Genomic DNA, 22,725 nt, shown 5'->3' with positions numbered 1-22,725 from the left:
CCTTTGAATAAGACAAAAGGCTGCCTCATCGCTAACTTTGCAACAGTGCCGGCTTGGGAGCGTGCGCGCCGTCGTGCGGAGATCATCAGTCCGTTGGCGCAGTCGGAGACGGTCGGGCACGAAGCGGCCGATATGGCGGCTCAGGCGCTGGGCTTGTCTCGGCGCCAGGTATACGTTCTGATCCGGCGTGCCCGGCAAGGCAGCGGCCTCGTGACGGATCTGGTGCCCGGCCAGTCCGGTGGAGGTAAAGGTAAGGGGCGCTTGCCGGAACCGGTCGAGCGCGTCATCCACGAGCTACTGCAAAAGCGGTTCCTGACCAAGCAGAAGCGCAGCCTAGCGGCCTTTCACCGCGAAGTCACTCAGGTGTGCAAGGCTCAAAAACTGCGAGTGCCGGCGCGCAATACCGTGGCCTTACGGATCGCTAGCCTTGACCCGCGCAAGGTCATCCGCCGGCGGGAAGGCCAGGATGCCGCTCGTGACCTACAAGGTGTGGGCGGCGAGCCTCCTGCCGTGACCGCGCCGCTGGAGCAGGTGCAGATAGACCATACGGTCATCGACCTGATCGTGGTCGATGACCGCGACCGGCAACCTATTGGCCGCCCGTACCTGACCCTCGCCATCGACGTGTTCACCCGCTGCGTGCTCGGCATGGTCGTCACGCTGGAAGCGCCGTCTGCCGTTTCGGTTGGCCTGTGCCTCGTGCATGTCGCCTGCGACAAGCGCCCTTGGCTGGAAGGACTGAACGTGGAAATGGATTGGCAGATGAGCGGCAAGCCCTTGCTGCTCTACCTAGACAACGCGGCCGAGTTCAAGAGCGAGGCCCTGCGCCGGGGTTGCGAGCAGCATGGCATCCGGCTGGACTATCGCCCGCTGGGACAGCCGCACTATGGCGGCATCGTGGAACGGATCATCGGCACGGCGATGCAGATGATTCACGACGAACTGCCGGGAACGACCTTCTCCAACCCTGACCAGCGCGGCGACTACGATTCCGAAAACAAGGCCGCCCTGACGCTGCGCGAGCTAGAGCGCTGGCTCACATTGGCGGTCGGCACCTACCACGGTTCGGTGCACAACGGCCTGCTCCAACCGCCGGCCGCGCGCTGGGCCGAGGCCGTGGCGCGTGTCGGCGTACCGGCCGTCGTCACACGCGCTACTTCGTTCCTGGTCGATTTTCTGCCGATCCTCCGGCGCACGCTGACCCGCACCGGCTTTGTCATCGACCACATCCACTACTACGCCGATGCGCTCAAGCCGTGGATTGCGCGGCGTGAACGCTGGCCGTCCTTTCTGATCCGGCGCGATCCGCGCGACATCAGCCGTATCTGGGTCCTGGAACCGGAGGGACAGCATTACCTGGAAATTCCCTACCGTACCTTGTCGCATCCGGCTGTCACCCTCTGGGAACAACGGCAGGCGCTGGCGAAACTGCGGCAGCAAGGGCGCGAACAGGTGGATGAGTCGGCGCTGTTCCGCATGATCGGCCAGATGCGTGAGATTGTGACCAGCGCGCAGAAGGCCACACGCAAGGCGCGGCGTGACGCGGATCGCCGCCAGCACCTCAAGACATCAGCTCGGCCGGACAAGCCCGTTCCGCCGGATACGGATATTGCCGACCCGCAGGCAGACAACTTGCCACCCGCCAAACCGTTCGACCAGATTGAGGAGTGGTAGCCGTGGACGAATATCCCATCATCGACCTGTCCCACCTGCTGCCGGCGGCCCAGGGCTTGGCCCGTCTTCCGGCGGACGAGCGCATCCAGCGCCTTCGCGCCGACCGCTGGATCGGCTATCCGCGCGCAGTCGAGGCGCTGAACCGGCTGGAAGCCCTTTATGCGTGGCCAAACAAGCAACGCATGCCCAACCTGCTGCTGGTTGGCCCGACCAACAATGGCAAGTCGATGATCGTCGAGAAGTTCCGCCGCACCCACCCGGCCAGCTCCGACGCCGACCAGGAGCACATCCCGGTGTTGGTCGTGCAGATGCCGTCCGAGCCGTCCGTGATCCGCTTCTACGTCGCGCTGCTCGCCGCGATGGGCGCGCCGCTGCGCCCACGCCCACGGTTGCCGGAAATGGAGCAACTGGCTCTGGCACTGCTGCGCAAGGTCGGCGTGCGCATGCTGGTGATCGACGAGCTGCACAACGTGCTGGCCGGCAACAGCGTCAACCGCCGGGAATTCCTCAACCTGCTGCGCTTCCTCGGCAACGAACTGCGCATCCCGTTGGTTGGGGTAGGCACGCGCGACGCCTACCTAGCCATCCGCTCCGATGACCAGTTGGAAAATCGCTTCGAGCCGATGATGCTGCCGGTATGGGAGGCCAACGACGATTGCTGCTCACTGCTGGCCAGCTTCGCCGCTTCGCTCCCGCTGCGCCGGCCTTCCCCAATTGCCACGCTGGACATGGCTCGCTACCTGCTCACACGCAGCGAGGGCACCATAGGGGAACTGGCGCACTTGCTGATGGCGGCGGCCATCGTCGCCGTGGAGAGCGGCGAGGAAGCGATCAACCATCGCACACTCAGCATATCGACAACCTCTCGCGCAACCAAGACATCGCGGTCGGACTGCAAGTGATCTTGAAGCCACGGGCCCGTCCCACCCCGACATGGACCTCGATGCCCGAACGGACGTTAGATTTCGAGTTCTAGGCGTTCTGCGATGAAGGTTGGATCCCAGCCGGGATTGAAAGTGTCGACGTGGGTGAATCCGAGCCGCTCGTATAGGCCACGCAGGTTCGGGTGGCAGTCGAGCCGCAGCTTGGCGCACCCCTGCGTTCGCGCGGCATGGCGGCAAGCCTCGATCAGCGCGGAGCTGACACCCCGGCCCGCATGTGTCCGTCGCACCGCGAGCTTGTGCAGATATGCGGCCTCCCCCTTGAGGGCGTCGGGCCAGAACTCGGGATCCTCGGCCGACAAGGTGCAACAGCCGACGATGCCGTCGCTGCAACTCGCGACTAGGAGCTCGGATCTCAGGACGAAGGTCTCCGCGAATGTCCGGTCGATCCGCGCGACGTCCCAGGCGGGCGTTCCCTTGGCGGACATCCACGCCGCAGCGTCGTGCATCAGCCGCACAACCTCGTCGATATCACCCGAGCAGGCGACCCGAACGTTCGGAGGCTCCTCGCTGTCCATTCGCTCCCCTGGCGCGGTATGAACCGCCGCCTCATAGTGCAGTTTGATCCTGACGAGCCCAGCATGTCTGCGCCCACCTTCGCGGAACCTGACCAGGGTCCGCTAGCGGGCGGCCGGAAGGTGAATGCTAGGCATGATCTAACCCTCGGTCTCTGGCGTCGCGACTGCGAAATTTCGCGAGGGTTTCCGAGAAGGTGATTGCGCTTCGCAGATCTCCAGGCGCGTGGGTGCGGACGTAGTCAGCGCCATTGCCGATCGCGTGAAGTTCCGCCGCAAGGCTCGCTGGACCCAGATCCTTTACAGGAAGGCCAACGGTGGCGCCCAAGAAGGATTTCCGCGACACCGAGACCAATAGCGGAAGCCCCAACGCCGACTTCAGCTTTTGAAGGTTCGACAGCACGTGCAGCGATGTTTCCGGTGCGGGGCTCAAGAAAAATCCCATCCCCGGATCGAGGATGAGCCGGTCGGCAGCGACCCCGCTCCGTCGCAAGGCGGAAACCCGCGCCTCGAAGAACCGCACAATCTCGTCGAGCGCGTCTTCGGGTCGAAGGTGACCGGTGCGGGTGGCGATGCCATCCCGCTGCGCTGAGTGCATAACCACCAGCCTGCAGTCCGCCTCAGCAATATCGGGATAGAGCGCAGGGTCAGGAAATCCTTGGATATCGTTCAGGTAGCCCACGCCGCGCTTGAGCGCATAGCGCTGGGTTTCCGGTTGGAAGCTGTCGATTGAAACACGGTGCATCTGATCGGACAGGGCGTCTAAGAGCGGCGCAATACGTCTGATCTCATCGGCCGGCGATACAGGCCTCGCGTCCGGATGGCTGGCGGCCGGTCCGACATCCACGACGTCTGATCCGACTCGCAGCATTTCGATCGCCGCGGTGACAGCGCCGGCGGGGTCTAGCCGCCGGCTCTCATCGAAGAAGGAGTCCTCGGTGAGATTCAGAATGCCGAACACCGTCACCATGGCGTCGGCCTCCGCAGCGACTTCCACGATGGGGATCGGGCGAGCAAAAAGGCAGCAATTATGAGCCCCATACCTACAAAGCCCCACGCATCAAGCTTTTGCCCATGAAGCAACCAGGCAATGGCTGTAATTATGACGACGCCGAGTCCCGACCAGACTGCATAAGCAACACCGACAGGGATGGATTTCAGAACCAGAGAAAGAAAATAAAATGCGATGCCATAACCGATTATGACAACGGCGGAAGGGGCAAGCTTAGTAAAGCCCTCGCTAGATTTTAATGCGGATGTTGCGATTACTTCGCCAACTATTGCGATAACAAGAAAAAGCCAGCCTTTCATGATATATCTCCCAATTTGTGTAGGGCTTATTATGCACGCTTAAAAATAATAAAAGCAGACTTGACCTGATAGTTTGGCTGTGAGCAATTATGTGCTTAGTGCATCTAACGCCACGCTCACCGGCAAATTAGGAGCGCAGCGAGTAATTTGTCCGTGTGTAGCGTATTGTTAGGCGCTTGTGCCTTGCCAGCGACGATACAGGCTGGCAATGCCAGACGAACAAAGAAAAGGCATTGCTTCCTTGATTTGTTCCAGCGGCCAATCCCACCAAGCCATATCTAAAAGCATAGAAATTTCTTCTTCAGAAAAGCGCTTCCTAATCGACTTTGCAGGGTTTCCCCCCACTATGGTGTAGGGTTCCACGTCTTTGGCAACCAAAGCGCGGCTACCTATCACCGCTCCATGCCCGATCTTGATCCCGGGCATGATCATGGCCTCCGAACCGATCCACACATCACTTCCTATAACTGTGTCGCCAGCCCGCTGGAATGCATCGACTGATTTTGCAAACGCGGGCTCCTCGTTCATGTAGAAGAAAGGGAAAGAAGAGACCCAATCATATCGGTGGCCTTGATTCCCAGCCATAATAAAAGCTGCGCCTGATCCGATGGAGCAGAAGCTGCCGATAATCAGCTGATCAACGTCATCACGGTCTGGTAGAAGGTAGCGAGCACAATCATCAAACGAGTGCCCATGGTAATAGCCGGAATAGTAGCTATACCGCCCTACCTTGATGTTCGGATTCTTCACCTGCTCAGTCAGAAGCTTCCCTTTGAAGGGACTCTCAAAATAATTCGTCATAAAATTTGTACCCGAAAATTCTAGAGCGACTCCACGCGTCGCCTAACATGTATTATTTGCCGACTACCTTGGTGATCTCGCCTTTCACGTAGTGAACAAATTCTTCCAACTGATCTGCGCGCGAGGCCAAGCGATCTTCTTCTTGTCCAAGATAAGCCTGTCTAGCTTCAAGTATGACGGGCTGATACTGGGCCGGCAGGCGCTCCATTGCCCAGTCGGCAGCGACATCCTTCGGCGCGATTCTGCCGGTTACTGCGCTGTACCAAATGCGGGACAACGTAAGCACTACATTTCGCTCATCGCCAGCCCAGTCGGGCGGCGAGTTCCATAGCGTTAAGGTTTCATTTAGCGCCTCAAATAGATCCTGTTCAGGAACCGGATCAAAGAGTTCCTCCGCCGCTGGACCTACCAAGGCAACGCTATGTTCTCTTGCTTTTGTCAGCAAGATAGCCAGATCAATGTCGATCGTGGCTGGCTCGAAGATACCTGCAAGAATGTCATTGCGCTGCCATTCTCCAAATTGCAGTTCGCGCTTAGCTGGATAACGCCACGGAATGATGTCGTCGTGCACAACAATGGTGACTTCTACAGCGCGGAGAATCTCGCTCTCTCCAGGGGAAGCCGAAGTTTCCAAAAGGTCGTTGATCAAAGCTCGCCGCGTTGTTTCATCAAGCCTTACGGTCACCGTAACCAGCAAATCAATATCACTGTGTGGCTTCAGGCCGCCATCCACTGCGGAGCCGTACAAATGTACGGCCAGCAACGTCGGTTCGAGATGGCGCTCGATGACGCCAACTACCTCTGATAGTTGAGTCGATACTTCGGCGATCACCGCTTCCCTCATGATGTTTAACGCCTGAGTTAAGCCGGAGCGCTTTGCGGCCGCGGCGTTGTGACAATTTACAGAACAACTCCGCGGCCGCGAAGCGATCTCGGCTTGAACGAATTGTTAGACCGCGCTTAGAAGAACTCATCCAAGATCCGGTAGTACTCAATCTTAGCTATGTTCGGATTTGGCTCTCCATACTCGATGAAGAACTGGTTAGTGAGTTCTGGTCCAAATACCGCGTCAATGTTTCTCGATGCAAGCGCCAGGTCTTGATACTTATCGGCAAGCCCGACCCGACCGCAGTCTATGAAGCCGACGAAGGCATTACCTTGGAAGATGAAGTTCTCGGGACAGGCGTCGCCATGTGTGACTACCAGCTGCTCCGCTCCAGGCATTTGTATAAAAAGTTGCTCGTAAACATCCCGCGCCAGCATGCCTTGCCTTGCGTGATCAAAGTCCTCCTCATCAACTAACCCGGCTTCCAAACGGCCCGAAGCCAGCTTCAGTCGCAGGTGGAGCCTTTCGTCGAATGGGCAATCGTCAGGCGAGATCGAATGGAGGTCGCGTAACGCTCGTGCCATCTCTGCAACAACAATAACTGGATCTGCATCTGCGGCGTCAGCGGCATTGTGGCCAATCAATGCTTTTGTCAACAGGATGGTGACAGTTGAAGTCGAGACATATGAGATCACTTCCGGTACGAGAGCTCGTGTTCTGAGCCATCTAGTGCGCTGATGCTCTTGAAGAATTTCTTGAGCAGAAGATCCGGAGGCGTACTTTAGATACGCGGTATTGCGATCAGGAAATAGAACTCGAATCACTCGAGCATCTGACTGACCATACTCAACTTCTTCAAAAGTGCATTCATCCAACAAGGGTGAAAGCAAATTCTTTAGTTCAGATACTTCGTCGAGGGCGACTGTCATAGCGGTCTAACGTTTGACATGAGGGGCGGCCAAGGGCGCCAGCCCTTGGACGTCCCCCTCGATGGAAGGGTTAGGCATCACTGCGTGTTCGCTCGAATGCCTGGCGTGTTTGAACCATGTACACGGCTGGACCATCTGGGGTGGTTACGGTACCTTGCCTCTCAAACCCCGCTTTCTCGTAGCATCGGATCGCTCGCAAGTTGCTCGGCGACGGGTCCGTTTGGATCTTGGTGACCTCGGGATCATTGAACAGCAACTCAACCAGTGCTCGAACCAGCTTGGTTCCCAAGCCTTTGCCCAGTTGTGATGCATTCGCCAGTGACTGGTCTATTCCGCGTACTCCTGGATCGGTTTCTTCTTCCCACCATCCGTCCCCGCTTCCAAGAGCAACGTACGACTGGGCATACCCAATCGGCTCTCCATTCAGCATTGCAATGTATGGAGTGACGGACTCTTGCGCTAAAACGCTTGGCAAGTACTGTTCCTGTACGTCAGCAAGCGTCGGGCGTGCTTCTTCTCCGCCCCACCACTCGACGATATGAGATCGATTTAGCCACTCATAGAGCATCGCAAGGTCATGCTCAGTCATGAGGCGCAGTGTGACGGAATCGTTGCTGTTGGTCACGATGCTGTACTTTGTGATGCCTAACGCCTGAGTTGAGGGGCTTTTGCGGAGTAGGCGCAGCCTGCGTAGCAAAAGTCCCGCTCCAACGATTTGTTATGCCGCATCTGCTACTCGGCGACTGAGCGATTTTTGTGTGCTTTGACAACGTTCGCTGTGTGCTGGAGCAAGTCTAGACCGCCCGGTAGACCGTGCCCGGGAATGACGACCTCTGCTTCCGGGTAGTGTTTTTGAATCCGCTCAACGGAGGTGGGCCATTCAGCCAGATCGGCATCGGCCACGTTCCCCGCAGACGTGCTTGACAACTCATGAACGGCACAACCACCGTATAGCACGTTCGCTGACGGGACGTATACAACCAGATTGTCGGTCGAATGCGCAGCACCAGGATAGAAGAGCTCTACTGGACCGAAGCGCACTGCGTCCCCGCTCGATGAGAGTCCTTCTAGAGAATGCGTGGGAATCTCGTTCCCCTCTGCCTCGGCTAGCCGGCGTGTCGACGGTGATGCGTACGTTGCCACCCCAGCCGCCCGAAGGACATCAACGCCGCCGACGCGGTCGTCATGAAAGTGCGTGGAGACTGCACGCGTTACGGGAAGTCCAATTTGCTTTTCAATCTCCGCGAGAAGTGCCGCTGTGTTTTTCGCACCCCACGCTGTATCAATCAAAAGCAACTCATCACCATCACGGACAATGAGACCATTGGACGGGTAGACCGCGCCATCAAACGACTGCGTTGCGATATGCGACCAAACACCATCGGCAATCTGGTAAAGTCGGACCTCTCCGACCGGAATTTCGTTGACTGTCGGATACTCACCACTCGGCTCCCCGGAATGGGCTAACGGACTTGCGACAGCCATGACAGACGCGGTCATGTAGACCAATAAACTACTAATAACTTTTAACATCAAGACTCCATAGGGGTGGGTGCGGCATAACTTTGTTTTAGGGCGACTGCCCTGCTGCGTAACATCGTTGCTGCTCCATAACATCAAACATCGACCCACGGCGTAACGCGCTTGCTGCTTGGATGCCCGAGGCATAGACTGTACAAAAAAACAGTCATAACAAGCCATGAAAACCGCCACTGCGCCGTTACCACCGCTGCGTTCGGTCAAGGTTCTGGACCAGTTGCGTGAGCGCATACGCTACTTGCATTACAGCTTACCAACCGAACAGGCTTATGTCCACTGGGTTCGTGCCTTCATCCGTTTCCACGGTGTGCGTCACCCGGCAACCTTGGGCAGCAGCGAAGTCGAGGCATTTCTGTCCTGGCTGGCGAACGAGCGCAAGGTTTCGGTCTCCACGCATCGTCAGGCATTGGCGGCCTTGCTGTTCTTCTACGGCAAGGTGCTGTGCACGGATCTGCCCTGGCTTCAGGAGATCGGAAGACCTCGGCCGTCGCGGCGCTTGCCGGTGGTGCTGACCCCGGATGAAGTGGTTCGCATCCTCGGTTTTCTGGAAGGCGAGCATCGTTTGTTCGCCCAGCTTCTGTATGGAACGGGCATGCGGATCAGTGAGGGTTTGCAACTGCGGGTCAAGGATCTGGATTTCGATCACGGCACGATCATCGTGCGGGAGGGCAAGGGCTCCAAGGATCGGGCCTTGATGTTACCCGAGAGCTTGGCACCCAGCCTGCGCGAGCAGCTGTCGCGTGCACGGGCATGGTGGCTGAAGGACCAGGCCGAGGGCCGCAGCGGCGTTGCGCTTCCCGACGCCCTTGAGCGGAAGTATCCGCGCGCCGGGCATTCCTGGCCGTGGTTCTGGGTTTTTGCGCAGCACACGCATTCGACCGATCCACGGAGCGGTGTCGTGCGTCGCCATCACATGTATGACCAGACCTTTCAGCGCGCCTTCAAACGTGCCGTAGAACAAGCAGGCATCACGAAGCCCGCCACACCGCACACCCTCCGCCACTCGTTCGCGACGGCCTTGCTCCGCAGCGGTTACGACATTCGAACCGTGCAGGATCTGCTCGGCCATTCCGACGTCTCTACGACGATGATTTACACGCATGTGCTGAAAGTTGGCGGTGCCGGAGTGCGCTCACCGCTTGATGCGCTGCCGCCCCTCACTAGTGAGAGGTAGGGCAGCGCAAGTCAATCCTGGCGGATTCACTACCCCTGCGCGAAGGCCATCGGTGCCGCATCGAACGGCCGGTTGCGGAAAGTCCTCCCTGCGTCCGCTGATGGCCGGCAGCAGCCCGTCGTTGCCTGATGGATCCAACCCCTCCGCTGCTATAGTGCAGTCGGCTTCTGACGTTCAGTGCAGCCGTCTTCTGAAAACGACAATGGAGGTGGTAGCCGAGGGTGTGGAAACACCCGACTGCCTTGCGTGGTTGCGGCAGGCGGGTTGCGACACGGTGCAGGGTTTCCTGTTCGCCAGGCCGATGCCGGCGGCGGCCTTCGTCGGCTTCGTCAACCAATGGAGGAACACCACCATGAACGCCAATGAACCGAGCACCAGTTGCTGCGTGTGCTGCAAGGAAATCCCGCTCGATGCCGCCTTCACGCCGGAAGGGGCCGAGTACGTGGAGCATTTCTGCGGGCTGGAGTGCTATCAGCGCTTCCAGGCGCGGGCCAGCACTGCGACCGAAACCAGCGTCAAACCGGACGCTTGTGATTCGCCGCCGTCAGGTTGAGGCATACCCTAACTTGATGTCAGGCAGGGCCGCGCCGCTTCGTCAGAATAGAGTCTGCTTTCCCATTTTTTGACACATGCCCGCGAAGGTTATAGATTTCAGCCTGACAGAAATGGGCTTTGAGGCACAACGGAACAGAAAGTGCACTTAAGCCGCCTTCAACCAAGGAGACATCGTGCAGGGGCACCGCATCGGCTACGTCCGGGTCAGCAGCTTTGACCAGAACCCGGAACGCCAGCTGGAACAAACCCAGGTGAGCAAGGTGTTCACCGACAAGGCATCGGGCAAGGACACCCAGCGCCCCCAGCTCGAAGCGCTGCTGAGCTTCGTCCGCGAAGGCGATACAGTGGTGGTGCACAGCATGGATCGGCTGGCCCGCAACCTCGATGACCTGCGTCGCTTGGTACAGAAGCTGACTCAGCGCGGCGTGCGCATCGAGTTCCTGAAGGAGGGCCTGGTGTTCACTGGCGAGGACTCGCCGATGGCCAACCTGATGCTGTCGGTGATGGGGGCCTTCGCTGAGTTCGAGCGCGCCCTGATCCGCGAGCGGCAGCGTGAGGGCATCGCCTTGGCCAAGCAGCGTGGCGCGTACCGGGGCCGCAAGAAAGCCCTGTCCGATGAGCAGGCTGCTACCCTGCGGCAGCGAGCGACGGCCGGCGAGCCCAAGGCGCAGCTTGCCCGCGAGTTCAACATCAGCCGGGAAACCCTCTACCAGTACCTCCGCACGGACGACTGACACATGCCGCGTCGCTTGATCCTCTCGGCCACGGAGCGGGACACCCTGCTTGCGCTGCCGGAAAGCCAGGATGACCTGATCCGCTACTACACCTTCAACGACTCCGACCTGTCGCTGATCCGCCAGCGACGCGGCGACGCCAACCGCCTCGGCTTCGCCGTGCAGCTCTGCCTGCTGCGCTACCCCGGTTACGCGCTGGGAACCGACAGCGAGCTGCCCGAGCCGGTCATCCTGTGGGTGGCGAAGCAAGTCCAGGCCGAGCCGGCGAGCTGGGCAAAGTACGGCGAGCGCGACGTGACCCGTCGCGAGCATGCCCAGGAACTGCGCACCTACCTGCAACTGGCCCCGTTCGGCCTGTCCGACTTCCGCGCCCTGGTGCGCGAGCTAACCGAGCTGGCCCAGCAGACCGACAAAGGCTTGCTGCTGGCCGGTCAGGCCCTGGAGAGCCTACGGCAGAAACGACGCATCCTGCCGGCGCTGAGCGTGATTGACCGGGCCTGCTCGGAAGCCATTGCGCGAGCCAATCGGCGGGTCTACCGCGCCCTGGTCGAACCACTCACGGACTCGCATCGGGCCAAGCTGGACGAGCTGTTGAAGCTCAAGGCCGGCAGCAGCATCACCTGGTTGACCTGGCTGCGCCAGGCACCGCTGAAACCCAACTCTCGGCACATGCTGGAACACATCGAGCGGCTGAAGACATTTCAGTTGGTGGACTTGCCCGAAGGCCTGGGCCGGCACATCCACCAGAACCGCCTGCTCAAGCTGGCCCGCGAGGGTGGGCAGATGACGCCCAAAGACCTCGGTAAGTTCGAGCCGCAGCGCCGCTACGCGACCCTGGCCGCCGTGGTGCTGGAGAGCACCGCGACCGTGATCGATGAGCTGGTCGATCTGCATGACCGCATCCTGGTCAAGCTGTTCAGCGGCGCGAAGCACAAGCATCAGCAGCAGTTCCAGAAGCAGGGCAAGGCGATCAACGACAAGGTGCGCCTGTACTCCAGGATCGGCCAGGCGCTGCTGGAAGCGAAGGAAAGCGGCAGCGACCCCTATGCCGCCATCGAGGCGGTGATTCCCTGGGACGAGTTCACCGAGAGCGTCAGCGAGGCCGAGCTGCTGGCCCGGCCGGAAGGCTTCGACCACCTGCACCTGGTCGGCGAGAACTTCGCCACCCTGCGCCGTTACACGCCGGCCTTGCTGGAGGTGCTGGAACTGCGCGCCGCGCCGGCCGCGCAAGGCGTGCTGGCAGCCGTGCAGACCCTGCGTGAGATGAACGCCGACAACCTGCGCAAGGTGCCGGCCGATGCACCCACGGCCTTCATCAAGCCGCGCTGGAAGCCGCTGGTGATCACCCCGGAAGGCCTCGACCGGAAATTCTACGAAATCTGCGCCCTGTCCGAGCTGAAGAACGCCCTGCGCTCCGGCGACATCTGGGTCAAGGGCTCGCGGCAGTTCCGCGACTTCGACGACTACCTGCTGCCGGCCGAGAAGTTCGCCGCACTCAAGCGCGAGCAGGCCCTGCCCCTGGCGATCAACCCGAACAGCGACCAGTACCTGGAAGAGCGTTTGCAGCTGCTGGACGAGCAGTTGGCCACCGTCACCCGCCTGGCCAAGGACAACGAGCTGCCCGATGCCATCCTCACCGAGTCAGGGCTGAAAATCACCCCGCTGGATGCGGCGGTGCCGGATCGGGCGCAGGCGCTGATCGACCAAACCAGCCAGTTACTGCCGCGCATCAAGATCACCGAACTGCTGATGGACGTGGACGACTGGACGGGCTTCAGCCGCCACTTCACCCACTTGAAGGACGGGGCCGAGGCCAAAGACAGGACGTTGCTGCTGTCCGCAATCCTCGGTGATGCGATCAACCTCGGGCTGACCAAGATGGCCGAGTCGAGCCCCGGCCTGACCTACGCCAAGCTGTCCTGGCTGCAAGCCTGGCACATCCGCGACGAAACCTATTCGGCGGCCTTGGCCGAGCTGGTCAACCACCAGTATCGCCACGCCTTTGCCGCCCACTGGGGCGACGGCACGACCTCATCCTCCGATGGCCAGCGCTTCCGCGCGGGTGGCCGGGGCGAGAGCACCGGGCACGTCAACCCGAAGTACGGTAGCGAGCCGGGACGGCTGTTCTATACCCATATCTCCGACCAGTACGCGCCGTTCAGCACCCGCGTGGTGAATGTCGGCGTCCGCGATTCCACCTATGTGCTCGACGGCCTGCTGTACCACGAGTCCGACCTGCGGATCGAGGAGCACTACACCGACACGGCCGGCTTCACCGATCACGTCTTTGCCCTGATGCACCTGCTAGGCTTCCGCTTCGCGCCGCGCATCCGCGACCTCGGCGAAACCAAGCTGTACGTGCCGCAGGGCGTGCAAGCCTACCCGACGTTGCGCCCGCTGATCGGCGGCACCCTGAACATCAAGCACGTGCGTGCCCACTGGGACGACATCCTGCGCCTGGCCAGCTCGATCAAGCAGGGCACCGTCACCGCCTCGCTGATGCTGCGCAAGCTCGGCAGCTACCCGCGCCAGAACGGACTGGCCGTGGCCCTGCGCGAGCTGGGCCGGATCGAGCGCACGCTGTTCATCCTGGACTGGCTGCAAAGTGTTGAACTGCGCCGCCGCGTGCATGCCGGCCTGAACAAAGGTGAGGCGCGCAACTCGCTGGCCAGGGCGGTGTTCTTCAACCGCCTTGGGGAAATCAGGGATCGGAGCTTCGAGCAGCAGCGCTACCGGGCCAGCGGCCTCAACCTGGTGACGGCGGCTATCGTGCTGTGGAACACGGTGTACCTGGAACGCGCCACCCAGGGGTTGGTCGAGGCCGGCAAGCCGGTGGACGGCGAGCTGCTGCAATTCCTGTCGCCGCTGGGCTGGGAGCACATCAACCTAACCGGCGATTACGTCTGGCGGCAGAGCCGCAGACTGGAAGACGGGAAGTTTCGGCCCTTACGGATGCCCGGAAAACCTTAGCGTACGATTTTTTCCGAATTCTGCGGGCTCCCCTATTGGGTCTAACCGAAAACTCTCGATAGTGACGCAGGAGTCCTAACTTGTCGATGGCCCGGATTTCGACACTGATAGCCCTCTCCTTTGCTTTTCCTGTTCCTCCTTTGAGGGCGAGATTAACCACTTGGATTACCTCTTCCGGCGTCACGTCAGCAACCTGCTCATGGAAAACCAAGTTGATGATGTTCCACGGTGCAACTTCGTGCATGTGTTCGCTTAACTCATGCCAGATATTGGCCCATGCCTGCTCTTCGCTCTTTGAGTACCTGGTTTGCTTATCCGCCCGTTTACATTCAACGTAGAACTCCAGCTCTCCTGACTTGACTAGCATGTCGGGAGATTTCTTGGTTTTCCCGTCGGGCCAGACAATGCTGTTTTCCGGAATGAAGGCGACCTCGTAGCCGTTCTTTAAGTAGAACGAAGCCGTCAGCAGCTCGAAAAGCTGGGTTTCAGGCTTGTTGTTATTCGCCAGCATTTTGTCCAGGACACCTTCAACGTTGGGGACTTTGCGCAGTTGATCTGCAACAGCTCCGATAGCCATTGCATAGGGACAGACCCGTCTACTGCTGTAGGCCGAGTCGCTCAACGGAAAATCATGAGACAGATACGACATCAGGATATACCAGTCGATGTCATCCTCTGCTGGAGAGAAGAGCTGAGGCTCTATCGGCAGCTTGATATTAAACCTCGACTCCTGAGCACGTATGCGCTTCAAATAGGCATCTTTTCGCACAGTCCAGGCCTCTACTCCGAGCCTGTCCACGAGCAACTGATAAAAAGCTTTGGTTCTTGCGCGCTCAATCCGGCTGACGACATCCATTACGATTTCTCCAAGTTGTTGTATGGAGAGACTAACCCGGTGGAATATCAATTCGCTACCACAAGGAGATCTGACATCTGCCGGTTTGGTCGCACTGAAAACACAAAGAGCCCACGCTTAGTGTGGCGACTCCTCGCCGGTCGTTCGGATGGGGTTATGGCCGCCCGCCAGCTCGCACTGTGGCGTTACGCGGCTCGCGTTCCGTTCGTACATTGCCCTGATGCAGAATTAGACTTAAAGTGTGATTACCCTTTATCCACCGGAGTTACTCATGCAAGGTATTATTTCTTTCCCTGACGTTATCCAAAGCCTCGTGGATGATGCTTTCGATACGGTTGAGGCTGCCAAAATAGGCCTCAACGCCTCTAAGGATCTGTACCATTTCCAGAAGGCGGTTAATGAACATGGTGAGGAGACTGTCGTCCAAGAGACCGCGAGGGTTTTGAAGGAACGTTACCATTGCTCTTATGCGGAGGCTTCCGTGGACGCTGGTAATCGTGTCCGTGCAGCCTTGGAGTTGGTCAAAGGCCAAGACACCTTCAAGACAGTTCGCGATAATCTCAACAAGAAGTGAAGGCGTCCATTGCCGGTGACAGCCGATTTGCTCCTTGTCGAATTTAAAGAGCCCCTCATCCAGGGGCTCTTTTCATATCTGCAACACTAGACGGGGCTATTCCTCGATGGCACGTCCATCGCTAGGAGCGCCAGGGAGAGGGGCCATTGGCTCACCAGCACCCTTCTTATCAAGGAAACCTCCATCCACTGGCTCACCTTTGGCTTCATACTTAGGTGAGCCGAAGAGAACCCCCACTCCATGACTGGGGGTGTTGATGCTCCTCAACTCACCCTCTTTCGGTTTGTCTGGTGCTTTGTCGCTGAGGATCATCACTGCGACGAGTATCACAATTGCGCCTACGAGCGCGATAGCCCACAGTCTCCTCATTCCTACTTCCCCTGCTGTTGCTGGTAGACCCGACGTATTCTGGATGGCGCTGGTGCGTTAACGAAGATCCCTGCCGATGTAACCCAACTGTCGGAGCAGTGGGCATACTGAGTCATGATCAGGTGTTCCTGCTCTGGAGTCAGCGTCGGCAGCCCACCCGTTGTAGCCGCTGCCTGGTAGGCAGTAAATATTGCCGCAAGCTCGTCTGGAATGGTTTCCGTAAGCTCCAGGATCGGAACGCCTGACTCTGCGGCAAGCTGTCGCATGAGGTGGCCTGCAAGCAATTGCAGCTCTGGTTTGACGTACCGGGTCATAACCGTGTTTGCAATGTAGCCAGTTCTGCCGCCCGACGGTGTAGGGATCGAGTATTGGTGGAGCTCGTCTTTGAGTTGTGACGGTGTTGCCAGATAGGCCTGATAGACCTTCTGAGCTTCATAGTAGCGCTTGGAGGCTTCGGACTTGAATGCCTTCAAGGCTTCTTGATCACCCACCATCATAGTGACCTCATAGGGTCTAGCTATGGGGATCCGCTCTTCACCGGCAAGATACCCGCCACCTATATCGCTATGGGCTCCGTATAGAGGGATCTCACGATGGGTCGAGCTGATTGAGTTGAGGGCGAAGTTGACCCGGTATTCGTGGTGCGCGGTGAGTTGAACCACCTGATCGGCACATCCGGGGGCCAGGTAGAGTGACACCCCCAAATTGTTGTCATCGGAGGTATCCAGACCATCTGCCGCAGAGCCGATAGCCGCTACAGTGTCGAACAGGCCGACAAACCCCACTCGAAGAGGCCTTCCCAGGTTTAGTGCGAGCAGCTTGTTGATGAAGTGCCGCGCAGCGGCTGCGCCGCGACTAAACCCGAATACATCAACGACAACACTGCCGGGGGGGAGGGATTGAACATGGGCAGTGAGCTGATCCAGGCCCATTTGCGCTTTCATGATCACACCGGTTCCACCGATACCAAGAGCTAGGCCCTTTGTGTCGTCCGCCAAACCGGATTGGGTTCCGATCCCCTCGATGTAGATGGCCTTCCCCGTGTAGGCATTGTGTAGACGTGCCACATTGGTAAGGCCGTTATCGTATGACGTTCCAGCGCCAATCAACTTCTCTATTGACGAACACACGGCATCACTGGCTCTCTCGCATTGCTCCCTGAGCTTGCTGTTGTGCATGTTGTTCTGGGTGCCATCGAAAAAGACGCCGATCCGGGTCTCTAAGAGATCCACCAGCGGAAGGGGTTTCGGAACGAGAGGAGTTGTTACGGAGTCAGCGAGTGCAGAAGCTGGCTGTGAGTCTGCTAGTGTGGAAGCCGGTGGTTCTACTGGTGTGCTGGCTGTTTTGGCTCGGGGCCCCATATTATCGCCAACGGTTGTTCCTTGTGCTGGAAGAATTACATTGCTCATTGATGGGCAACCGCAGGCAACATAGTCTCCTTGCAGCGCCACAGGCCCACCTGGACCGATGATGGAGCGAGGGCCAACGGCAACGATAGGGCCCTGTCCTACTTTGCAAGCAGGGCAAGTCGCTATCATTCCGATATATGTTGTTGGAGAGCCTTCGCTGAGCCAACTGCTGTCTCCCTCTTGGATCATCCCACCCGTGCTAGTCGGATCACCTTTCCTTGCCACATTTCTCATCAAATACCTCCATTTTGGGATAGGAATGATACTTCAAATGAAGCTTACGAAAGCTGAATGAGATGAAATTGTAAGCGATAAGCGCCGACTTCTGTCGCGCCCAAGGAGAGTCGAAAACACCAAAATACGCATTGACTACACATTTCGCTCGATCAACAATCTACGTAAACACACCAACTTACGCAACGAGGGGTATTCATGGAGTTTCGCTATCCAACGGCAGCGGCAGAAGTTAATGCAGCCAAGCTGAAATATCTGACAAAGAATTTGAGCGACCCTATCTCGGGAAAAAATGAATTTGAGCGCCTGACGAAAGAACTGGGTAACTCAATAGACGGATATGCGACTTGGCATCCGGTGCTAACGATCCCTAGAGATAGACTAAGGCCAAATGAAGATCGAGCTGGTGATTTGTTCCGTCTATACAAAGGCCTCGATCATGTAGTCAAGTTCGTCAAAGGCTTTGTTTCATGCCCTTATAGTGAAGAGGCTGCAAATTCGCTAGTAGAGCAAGTGCGCAATGTTCCAGGTTTAGATGCGTATCGTCTTGATAAACCACTTTACCATGACAACGCTTATCCGGTCGTTGTGGTGGCGACCGAAGTCACCCTTGAGGCGGATGGAACAATCCGCAGTCGTGATGCCATCGCATGGTGCGTTCAAGAGCTAGTTAGAAATGCTCGCCAAGCAGAAGTGGCTGAAACATGGTGGAACCTCAAAAGTGAAATTCTTGGTGAACCACATGGTTCGCGTTCATCACTGCTGGTTAATCAGTTCACTGGTGGGCACATGCGAAAAATCTTGGACGCTTTAAACAGCAGTGGTATGTACGGCCCAGTTAAAGAATGGTCTCTGGAAATGCTCTCGAAGAAAAAGAGAGTTCTGATAGCTGAGACCCTGCTCCGCACAGCACTCAAAAACTATGATGTCAATCACCAAGCATTTGAATTTGAACTAAATGGAGAGGTATGCCAAGCCGAAGTGCGAGACACATGGAGTGATGGCGCCGAATTGTTTATTCAGGTCACAATTGGTAATAGTGACCTAGTAGTAAGTGGCTTTTACTACCGGGAAAATGACTGTTTGGAATCATCGGATCCCAAAGGAAAAAGAGCTATTGCGGAAAAATTCTTATAGCGCTGATTGCTTGTATAAAACCTCATAGCCCTGCCTCCCCGGTGGGGCTTTTTCTAAGTTTAAAAAAAGCCGCTACGGGAGCGGCAAGAAGAGCATGGTGGTCACATCGGGTAGCAACCAACGCGCCCTATCTTCTCGCAAAAAAGGACTCATGTCACTCCCTCCTTAATGGGTTTAAATGAGGTGCTTATCCATCCAGGCCGCCTGTCGTAACAACGCAATCGCATCAGATGAGCTCACTTTCCAAGCTTCCGCCAAACGCCGGATAAAAAATACGGCGGCCTCCATCCGATCATCGGCAGACAGGAAATGGTGAAGCTGCTCTCCTCGCTGACTCACAATAAGAGCCACCCCTGCTTTACCATTGTTGTAAACCGCAAAGCTCTTGTTATTGGCGTCCCCGTGGTAAGACCCAGCAGCCTCCTTTCGGAGACCAAACAACACACCACAGACGGCGTTCAACTCTCCCTTGGTAAGCTGCACTGTTATTTTTTTCTCCCAGTTTGGGGAAGAACGTGGCTTCGAGATCGGAGCAACCTCGATGCTGACTGTCGGGTAGTTCGCCTTCGTCATGGTGTACTGGGCGTTCAGGCCTGTCCGCTTGACTGGATCCTGTTGCCCATCAGAGTAGAACTTGATGCTTTCACCAAAATCGTTTTCTTCGCTCATTTGGCTACTCCCTTCAAGATCTTAGCCGCCTGGCTGGACAGCCCCTCGAAGATGGCGCTACTGATGTGCTCTGGGAAACCGGCTGGCAGCTCAGCCGCTACTGTGGCAACCACCTCCTCTGTCTTGGTAGCCATGTCGAACATAAGTTGAGCGGCGGTATCTTGTGGGAACCCGACATGGGCGGCGGTACTGATAAAATGACGAGGCTGGATCATCGCAAAATGGTATTGGCGGTTTTTGCCTTGGAGCGCCATCCCCATCTTGGCCTTTTGAGCAGCAATTCCCCCGCTTTTGAAGATAGGAAAAGCAGACATGACATCGTAGAGGGGGGTCATCCTAAATGACGATGCAGGCTCAATGAAGATGGAGAAGTTCTTCCCGTGCCCATCAATCGCGGCCAACATCCAGAATAGGATCTGCGACTTGAAAAATTGCTCTCTATCCTTAGCCGCAAGTCTGGACCCCAACAACAACTTCATTGCGTCAGCAATACCTGGCCCTCCATGTGACTCGTATTTGAGCGCAGGAGCGATCCCAAGAGCTTGGCAGAAGTCTTCTTGGGGCAATCGTAGAAGCCATTCGCCGGATTTAGACCAGCGCCGGTCAAAACGCTGAACGACAAGCACCTTCTTCTTGCCGAACGTTGCTAGGTCCGCATTGGCGACGTCAAAACCGAAGGCCTTTGCAATGCGCAAACAGAGCCATTCATTCTCACAACTCTCACTGAGATCGATGTTATTTTGAACAATCTTACCAATGGGTAGCTTAAAAATATGGCTTGTTGGGGTGCTGCCCAGGGGGCGTTGCCAGCGGTCCTGATACCAAAGCAGTGCAGTTTTCTCTTGGGCTCCGGCAATCGAGATCCGAAAATCAGCATCCTCTGCCATCCCAAGGGGCGCTTCCTGGTAGCCTTCAAGCAGTTGCTCAATCTGAGCTTCATCCAGAGGCTCTGCAAGCGTCTCCATTACAGTTGGGATGTCCGCATCGGGGGAATAGAGCTGGATAGCTCCAACACAATCCCGGCCAACACTCGCCAGCAAATCAAATGGATGTGTTGTCTCAACTCTGAACCTAGCCTGCATCCTGGCAATAATTGCCTCTGAGTCGGGTAGGAGGTTGCTAAAGAAATTGAAGACTTCACTTCCTGTGATCCTGCCATGACCCAAAGGCAGTGACATGGAAATGGCGCGTGAACCTGGTTCCGAGATCCACTCCGGGGCATACTGAAATGACATGGCCCCTTTGTTATCTCGGTACAGTGTTCCTACGACCTCACCATTCATCGCCACTGTTAGCGTCTGCATTTTCATGGCTTACCACTCCCTATCCCAGACTTTACTATCGTCCAATGTTGAACCCCGCTTCACGACATGAAGCTCCAGATCCAGTGCAGAAAGGAGCTTGAATAGCGTCTCCAGCTTGGTAGATTCTGGCCGTAGTTCAAAATCAGAGACGGTCGTCTGCTTGATTCCGACCTGTTTCGCCGCCTCTGACTGCGTTAGTTTGCTGAGCTTGCGCTGGTCACGCACCGCAGCCGCAAGCAAGGATGGAGATGTCACTTTCATTCTTACCCCCTTTAGAGGTTATTCTAACTATATCCCCTACAGGGGTTAATTTCATTTTAACCCCCGCAAGGGTTATTTAGATAATAACCTCTATAGAGGTTATATATCAAGGTGAGCGCCCCGAAGCTTGCCTGCCATCGTAGGTGCATGGTCGGGGGCCCTCGGTGCCTTGGGGCTCGATGGACTGTTGTCGGTGGCGGGTGTGGGGTGGGCCCTGGAGCTCGGCTGCCAGCAGGGGGGATCCCGCTCAGAGGCCCACGGTGAGCCGGTAGTAGCTCTTGAGTTTGGGGGGGGGACGCTCAACGACCCACTTCATATGCAACACTTAATCATGTGCCACATGATTAAGGCATGTGCGGATAATTCAGAATTCGAGACGCCGACTGGCCTGTTTCAAGCGCTCATCTCCCCGGCGATCATACTTCTGCGTGGTCGTGACACTGGCATGGCCCATCGCATCCTTGACCGTGATGATGTCCTCACCATTGTCCAGCATGGCCGATGCAAAGGTTCGGCGAAGATCATGTGGAGCGAATTTTTCCAACCCTGCCTCAATTCTCCTGGTTTCAAGAATGTGATAGATAGCCTGGTCCGTCATTCTGTCGGCGGTGACATCATCAAACCGCCTGATCCGCTGAAACAGAGCTCCGGGCTGCTCACCACGAACCTCATTCACCCAACGCATAAGCCGCTGCCAAGCCCCGTCAGGCACATAAGCGATGCGCTCTTTGTTACCCTTACCCAGCACCCGAAGCGCCTGCTCCCTGGTGATGACGCATTCCATATTGAGGGCGACAACCTCCGAGCGCCGAAGCCCGCACCCGACTAAAACAGCAAGGATGGCTGCGTCACGCAACCCTTTGGAGCTCCGATCGTTTTCACATGTGAAATAAAGGGCTCTGACCTCGTGCTTTTCGAGGGCTCGCCCGTTGGGTAAGCGAGAGCCCCTCACCGAACGCACCTGCTTGATATGCTGGTAACTGTCGGTATCAATCTGCTTCATTGTCCACGCTTCCAGGGCAACTCCTTTCAGTGCAGCCAAGTAGGTATTGATCGTGGCTGGAGCGCGGTCAGAGTCGCTGAGTATTTGGATCACAGCTTGGACATGATGCCGCCTCATTGAGCTCCAGGCACAGTCACGAAGGTTCTGAAACCCGATCATCTTGGCGACAATGTTGAGGAATGACCCCATTGTCTGCCTGCTTCGCTTTGACCCGAGACTCATCAGATAGGCGACGGCAGGGTTGTCCTGGATGTTTCGGAGCGAGCTCGATGACGGCAGCAGTTCACTGCGGACGGTTTGTTCTGACGGAACGCTCGCTTTCACATGTGAAAGCGAGCCTTCTCGGTCGTTGTTCGTATCGTGCAAAGTTACCTCCTAAGCCCCACCGCAACGAGAAGCAAATCCCATATTTTGAGGTGGAGAGGTGGATCCTCCTCTATATCTTGCGTTTCGTAGCTTTGTATCAGCGGTTCAAACTTGGCTGGGTTGCACAGCAACTCGTAAACTGTTCGGTTGGGCTTGGTGATTGGCTTGTTCGGGGTGAATCCATGTTTGTTCTGGAGGTACAGCGCTATCGCGCCACTTCTTGATTCGCCGTAATAGCAATGAACGAAGATCTGATCGATACCACTACCAGCCAATCCATCCAGGAAGGTGGACAGCCTTTCAGCCTGAGAAGAGTCGATATAGGAGGCGTAATTCATCCGGAACGCAGCCTTCATCGTGTGGATAGTGCTCTCAGAATAGCCGCCATCATAGAAGCTATCGCGGTACAGCAGCTCCCACGGACCGAGAGTGGCAGGGGACTTATCAGGATCAGTTATGGAGATCATGGCCGCACCGGCTACTGGCTCCAGCCTTTCGGCCTCAGACTGGCTGATGAAGATGACATTTTTCGTGGGCCTCTCCCACAATTTGTTTTCGTTTGGCATCGAGTTCT

General features: G+C 57.1%; 21 protein-coding genes and 2 pseudogenes. 8 read left to right on the top strand and 15 right to left on the bottom strand.

All coding sequences use genetic code 11. From position 1 onward, the window contains the following. The first annotated feature begins 3 nt into the window (after positions 1 to 3). Both E6P06_RS02530 and E6P06_RS02525 read left to right on the top strand, forming a co-directional pair. Positions 4 to 1,674, top strand: coding sequence for a Mu transposase C-terminal domain-containing protein (locus tag E6P06_RS02530; protein WP_139934932.1), 1,671 nt, complete (start codon positions 4 to 6; stop codon positions 1,672 to 1,674). Between the two features lie 2 nt (positions 1,675 to 1,676). Next, positions 1,677 to 2,576, top strand: a complete 900-nt coding sequence (locus tag E6P06_RS02525; RefSeq protein WP_011899345.1) for a TniB family NTP-binding protein — start codon at positions 1,677 to 1,679, stop codon at positions 2,574 to 2,576. Between the two features lie 56 nt (positions 2,577 to 2,632). Here the strand turns inward: E6P06_RS02525 and E6P06_RS02520 are convergent, their stop codons facing one another. The 8 genes from E6P06_RS02520 to E6P06_RS02480 form a co-directional block, all read right to left on the bottom strand. Continuing rightward, positions 2,633 to 3,133, bottom strand: coding sequence for a GNAT family N-acetyltransferase (locus E6P06_RS02520; protein ID WP_000376623.1), 501 nt, complete (start codon positions 3,131 to 3,133; stop codon positions 2,633 to 2,635). Positions 3,134 to 3,260: 127 nt separating this feature from the next. Next, complete coding sequence (sul1, locus tag E6P06_RS02510; protein WP_000259031.1) at positions 3,261 to 4,100, bottom strand: sulfonamide-resistant dihydropteroate synthase Sul1; 840 nt, start codon at positions 4,098 to 4,100, stop codon at positions 3,261 to 3,263. Then, the gene (locus E6P06_RS02505; protein ID WP_000679427.1) at positions 4,094 to 4,441 is read right to left on the bottom strand and encodes a quaternary ammonium compound efflux SMR transporter QacE delta 1; all 348 of its coding nucleotides are present in this window, start codon (positions 4,439 to 4,441) and stop codon (positions 4,094 to 4,096) included. The genes sul1 and E6P06_RS02505 overlap by 7 nt, the downstream gene beginning before the upstream one ends. Before the next feature lie 168 nt (positions 4,442 to 4,609). After that, complete coding sequence (locus E6P06_RS02500; protein ID WP_012477387.1) at positions 4,610 to 5,242, bottom strand: type B-2 chloramphenicol O-acetyltransferase CatB2; 633 nt, start codon at positions 5,240 to 5,242, stop codon at positions 4,610 to 4,612. 52 nt (positions 5,243 to 5,294) lie between these two features. Beyond that, positions 5,295 to 6,086 carry an ANT(3'')-Ia family aminoglycoside nucleotidyltransferase AadA1 gene (gene aadA1 / locus E6P06_RS02495; RefSeq protein ID WP_001206317.1) on the bottom strand — a complete coding sequence of 264 codons (792 nt, stop codon included), beginning with the start codon at positions 6,084 to 6,086 and terminating at the stop codon, positions 5,295 to 5,297. Positions 6,087 to 6,202: 116 nt separating this feature from the next. Continuing rightward, positions 6,203 to 6,997 (bottom strand): aminoglycoside O-phosphotransferase APH(3')-XV, encoded by a 795-nt coding sequence (aph(3')-XV, locus tag E6P06_RS02490; RefSeq protein WP_019407932.1) that lies wholly within the window; start codon positions 6,995 to 6,997, stop codon positions 6,203 to 6,205. 70 nt (positions 6,998 to 7,067) lie between these two features. After that, entirely contained in the window at positions 7,068 to 7,622 is a 555-nt protein-coding gene (locus E6P06_RS02485; RefSeq protein WP_003159191.1) for an aminoglycoside N-acetyltransferase AAC(6')-Ib4, read from the bottom strand. Positions 7,623 to 7,729: 107 nt separating this feature from the next. After that, complete coding sequence (locus tag E6P06_RS02480) at positions 7,730 to 8,530, bottom strand: subclass B1 metallo-beta-lactamase VIM-1 (RefSeq protein ID WP_013263789.1); 801 nt, start codon at positions 8,528 to 8,530, stop codon at positions 7,730 to 7,732. A 166-nt stretch (positions 8,531 to 8,696) separates the two neighbouring features. Between E6P06_RS02480 and intI1 the strand changes: the two genes are divergently transcribed. From intI1 to E6P06_RS02455, 4 genes and pseudogenes are all read left to right on the top strand, one after another. Next, positions 8,697 to 9,710: a class 1 integron integrase IntI1 gene (gene intI1, locus E6P06_RS02475; protein WP_000845039.1), complete on the top strand. Its 1,014-nt coding sequence runs from the start codon at positions 8,697 to 8,699 to the stop codon at positions 9,708 to 9,710. A 202-nt stretch (positions 9,711 to 9,912) separates the two neighbouring features. After that, positions 9,913 to 10,263, top strand: a pseudogene (locus E6P06_RS02465) (DUF3330 domain-containing protein); the annotation flags it as partial. A 175-nt stretch (positions 10,264 to 10,438) separates the two neighbouring features. Continuing rightward, entirely contained in the window at positions 10,439 to 10,999 is a 561-nt protein-coding gene (locus E6P06_RS02460; RefSeq protein ID WP_001161490.1) for a recombinase family protein, read from the top strand. A gap of 3 nt (positions 11,000 to 11,002) precedes the next feature. Next, the gene (locus E6P06_RS02455) at positions 11,003 to 13,969 is read left to right on the top strand and encodes a Tn3-like element TnAs1 family transposase (protein WP_001138014.1); all 2,967 of its coding nucleotides are present in this window, start codon (positions 11,003 to 11,005) and stop codon (positions 13,967 to 13,969) included. 34 nt (positions 13,970 to 14,003) lie between these two features. Here E6P06_RS02455 and E6P06_RS02450 read toward each other — a convergent pair. Further along, positions 14,004 to 14,825: pseudogene (locus E6P06_RS02450) on the bottom strand (hypothetical protein); the annotation flags it as partial. A gap of 271 nt (positions 14,826 to 15,096) precedes the next feature. Between E6P06_RS02450 and E6P06_RS02445 the strand changes: the two are divergent. Beyond that, positions 15,097 to 15,399: a hypothetical protein gene (locus E6P06_RS02445; protein WP_031611417.1), complete on the top strand. Its 303-nt coding sequence runs from the start codon at positions 15,097 to 15,099 to the stop codon at positions 15,397 to 15,399. A 371-nt stretch (positions 15,400 to 15,770) separates the two neighbouring features. Here E6P06_RS02445 and E6P06_RS02435 read toward each other — a convergent pair whose 3' ends face one another. Next, positions 15,771 to 17,366: a PAAR domain-containing protein gene (locus E6P06_RS02435; RefSeq protein ID WP_230122784.1), complete on the bottom strand. Its 1,596-nt coding sequence runs from the start codon at positions 17,364 to 17,366 to the stop codon at positions 15,771 to 15,773. 243 nt (positions 17,367 to 17,609) lie between these two features. Between E6P06_RS02435 and E6P06_RS02430 the strand changes: the two genes are divergently transcribed. Beyond that, entirely contained in the window at positions 17,610 to 18,548 is a 939-nt protein-coding gene (locus E6P06_RS02430) for a hypothetical protein (protein WP_044596315.1), read from the top strand. A 174-nt stretch (positions 18,549 to 18,722) separates the two neighbouring features. Here the strand turns inward: E6P06_RS02430 and E6P06_RS02425 are convergent, their stop codons facing one another. From E6P06_RS02425 to E6P06_RS02405, 5 genes are all read right to left on the bottom strand, one after another. Beyond that, positions 18,723 to 19,217 carry a hypothetical protein gene (locus tag E6P06_RS02425; RefSeq protein WP_039272364.1) on the bottom strand — a complete coding sequence of 165 codons (495 nt, stop codon included), beginning with the start codon at positions 19,215 to 19,217 and terminating at the stop codon, positions 18,723 to 18,725. Further along, on the bottom strand, positions 19,214 to 20,521 hold the full coding sequence (locus E6P06_RS02420; RefSeq protein WP_024134513.1) for a type II toxin-antitoxin system HipA family toxin: 1,308 nt from the start codon (positions 20,519 to 20,521) through the stop codon (positions 19,214 to 19,216). Before E6P06_RS02420 ends, E6P06_RS02425 begins: the two co-directional genes overlap by 4 nt. A gap of 9 nt (positions 20,522 to 20,530) precedes the next feature. Continuing rightward, on the bottom strand, positions 20,531 to 20,782 hold the full coding sequence (locus E6P06_RS02415; protein ID WP_039272366.1) for a helix-turn-helix domain-containing protein: 252 nt from the start codon (positions 20,780 to 20,782) through the stop codon (positions 20,531 to 20,533). Between the two features lie 364 nt (positions 20,783 to 21,146). Further along, entirely contained in the window at positions 21,147 to 22,151 is a 1,005-nt protein-coding gene (locus tag E6P06_RS02410) for a tyrosine-type recombinase/integrase (protein ID WP_039272368.1), read from the bottom strand. Between the two features lie 2 nt (positions 22,152 to 22,153). Further along, positions 22,154 to 22,717, bottom strand: a complete 564-nt coding sequence (locus tag E6P06_RS02405) for a hypothetical protein (protein WP_001132404.1) — start codon at positions 22,715 to 22,717, stop codon at positions 22,154 to 22,156. Between the last annotated feature and the right edge of the window lie 8 nt (positions 22,718 to 22,725).

This window comes from Citrobacter sp. CF971 (assembly GCF_006385635.1).
Taxonomy (GTDB): domain Bacteria; phylum Pseudomonadota; class Gammaproteobacteria; order Enterobacterales; family Enterobacteriaceae; genus Citrobacter; species Citrobacter freundii.
This window is presented reverse-complemented; position numbering and strand designations above follow the sequence as displayed.

Excerpts from the sequence above, each read along its gene's own strand:
- E6P06_RS02520 (WP_000376623.1), bottom strand. The coding sequence starts at position 3,133 with ATGGACAGCGAGGAGCCTCCGAACGTTCGGGTCGCCTGCTCGGGTGAT.
- sul1 (WP_000259031.1), bottom strand. The coding sequence starts at position 4,100 with ATGGTGACGGTGTTCGGCATTCTGAATCTCACCGAGGACTCCTTCTTC.
- E6P06_RS02505 (WP_000679427.1), bottom strand. The coding sequence starts at position 4,441 with ATGAAAGGCTGGCTTTTTCTTGTTATCGCAATAGTTGGCGAAGTAATC.
- E6P06_RS02500 (WP_012477387.1), bottom strand. The coding sequence starts at position 5,242 with ATGACGAATTATTTTGAGAGTCCCTTCAAAGGGAAGCTTCTGACTGAG.
- aadA1 (WP_001206317.1), bottom strand. The coding sequence starts at position 6,086 with ATGAGGGAAGCGGTGATCGCCGAAGTATCGACTCAACTATCAGAGGTA.
- E6P06_RS02480 (WP_013263789.1), bottom strand. The coding sequence starts at position 8,530 with ATGTTAAAAGTTATTAGTAGTTTATTGGTCTACATGACCGCGTCTGTC.
- intI1 (WP_000845039.1), top strand. The coding sequence starts at position 8,697 with ATGAAAACCGCCACTGCGCCGTTACCACCGCTGCGTTCGGTCAAGGTT.
- E6P06_RS02455 (WP_001138014.1), top strand. The coding sequence starts at position 11,003 with ATGCCGCGTCGCTTGATCCTCTCGGCCACGGAGCGGGACACCCTGCTT.
- E6P06_RS02445 (WP_031611417.1), top strand. The coding sequence starts at position 15,097 with ATGCAAGGTATTATTTCTTTCCCTGACGTTATCCAAAGCCTCGTGGAT.
- E6P06_RS02435 (WP_230122784.1), bottom strand. The coding sequence starts at position 17,366 with ATGATCCAAGAGGGAGACAGCAGTTGGCTCAGCGAAGGCTCTCCAACA.
- E6P06_RS02430 (WP_044596315.1), top strand. The coding sequence starts at position 17,610 with ATGGAGTTTCGCTATCCAACGGCAGCGGCAGAAGTTAATGCAGCCAAG.
- E6P06_RS02425 (WP_039272364.1), bottom strand. The coding sequence starts at position 19,217 with ATGAGCGAAGAAAACGATTTTGGTGAAAGCATCAAGTTCTACTCTGAT.
- E6P06_RS02420 (WP_024134513.1), bottom strand. The coding sequence starts at position 20,521 with ATGCAGACGCTAACAGTGGCGATGAATGGTGAGGTCGTAGGAACACTG.
- E6P06_RS02415 (WP_039272366.1), bottom strand. The coding sequence starts at position 20,782 with ATGAAAGTGACATCTCCATCCTTGCTTGCGGCTGCGGTGCGTGACCAG.
- E6P06_RS02405 (WP_001132404.1), bottom strand. The coding sequence starts at position 22,717 with ATGCCAAACGAAAACAAATTGTGGGAGAGGCCCACGAAAAATGTCATC.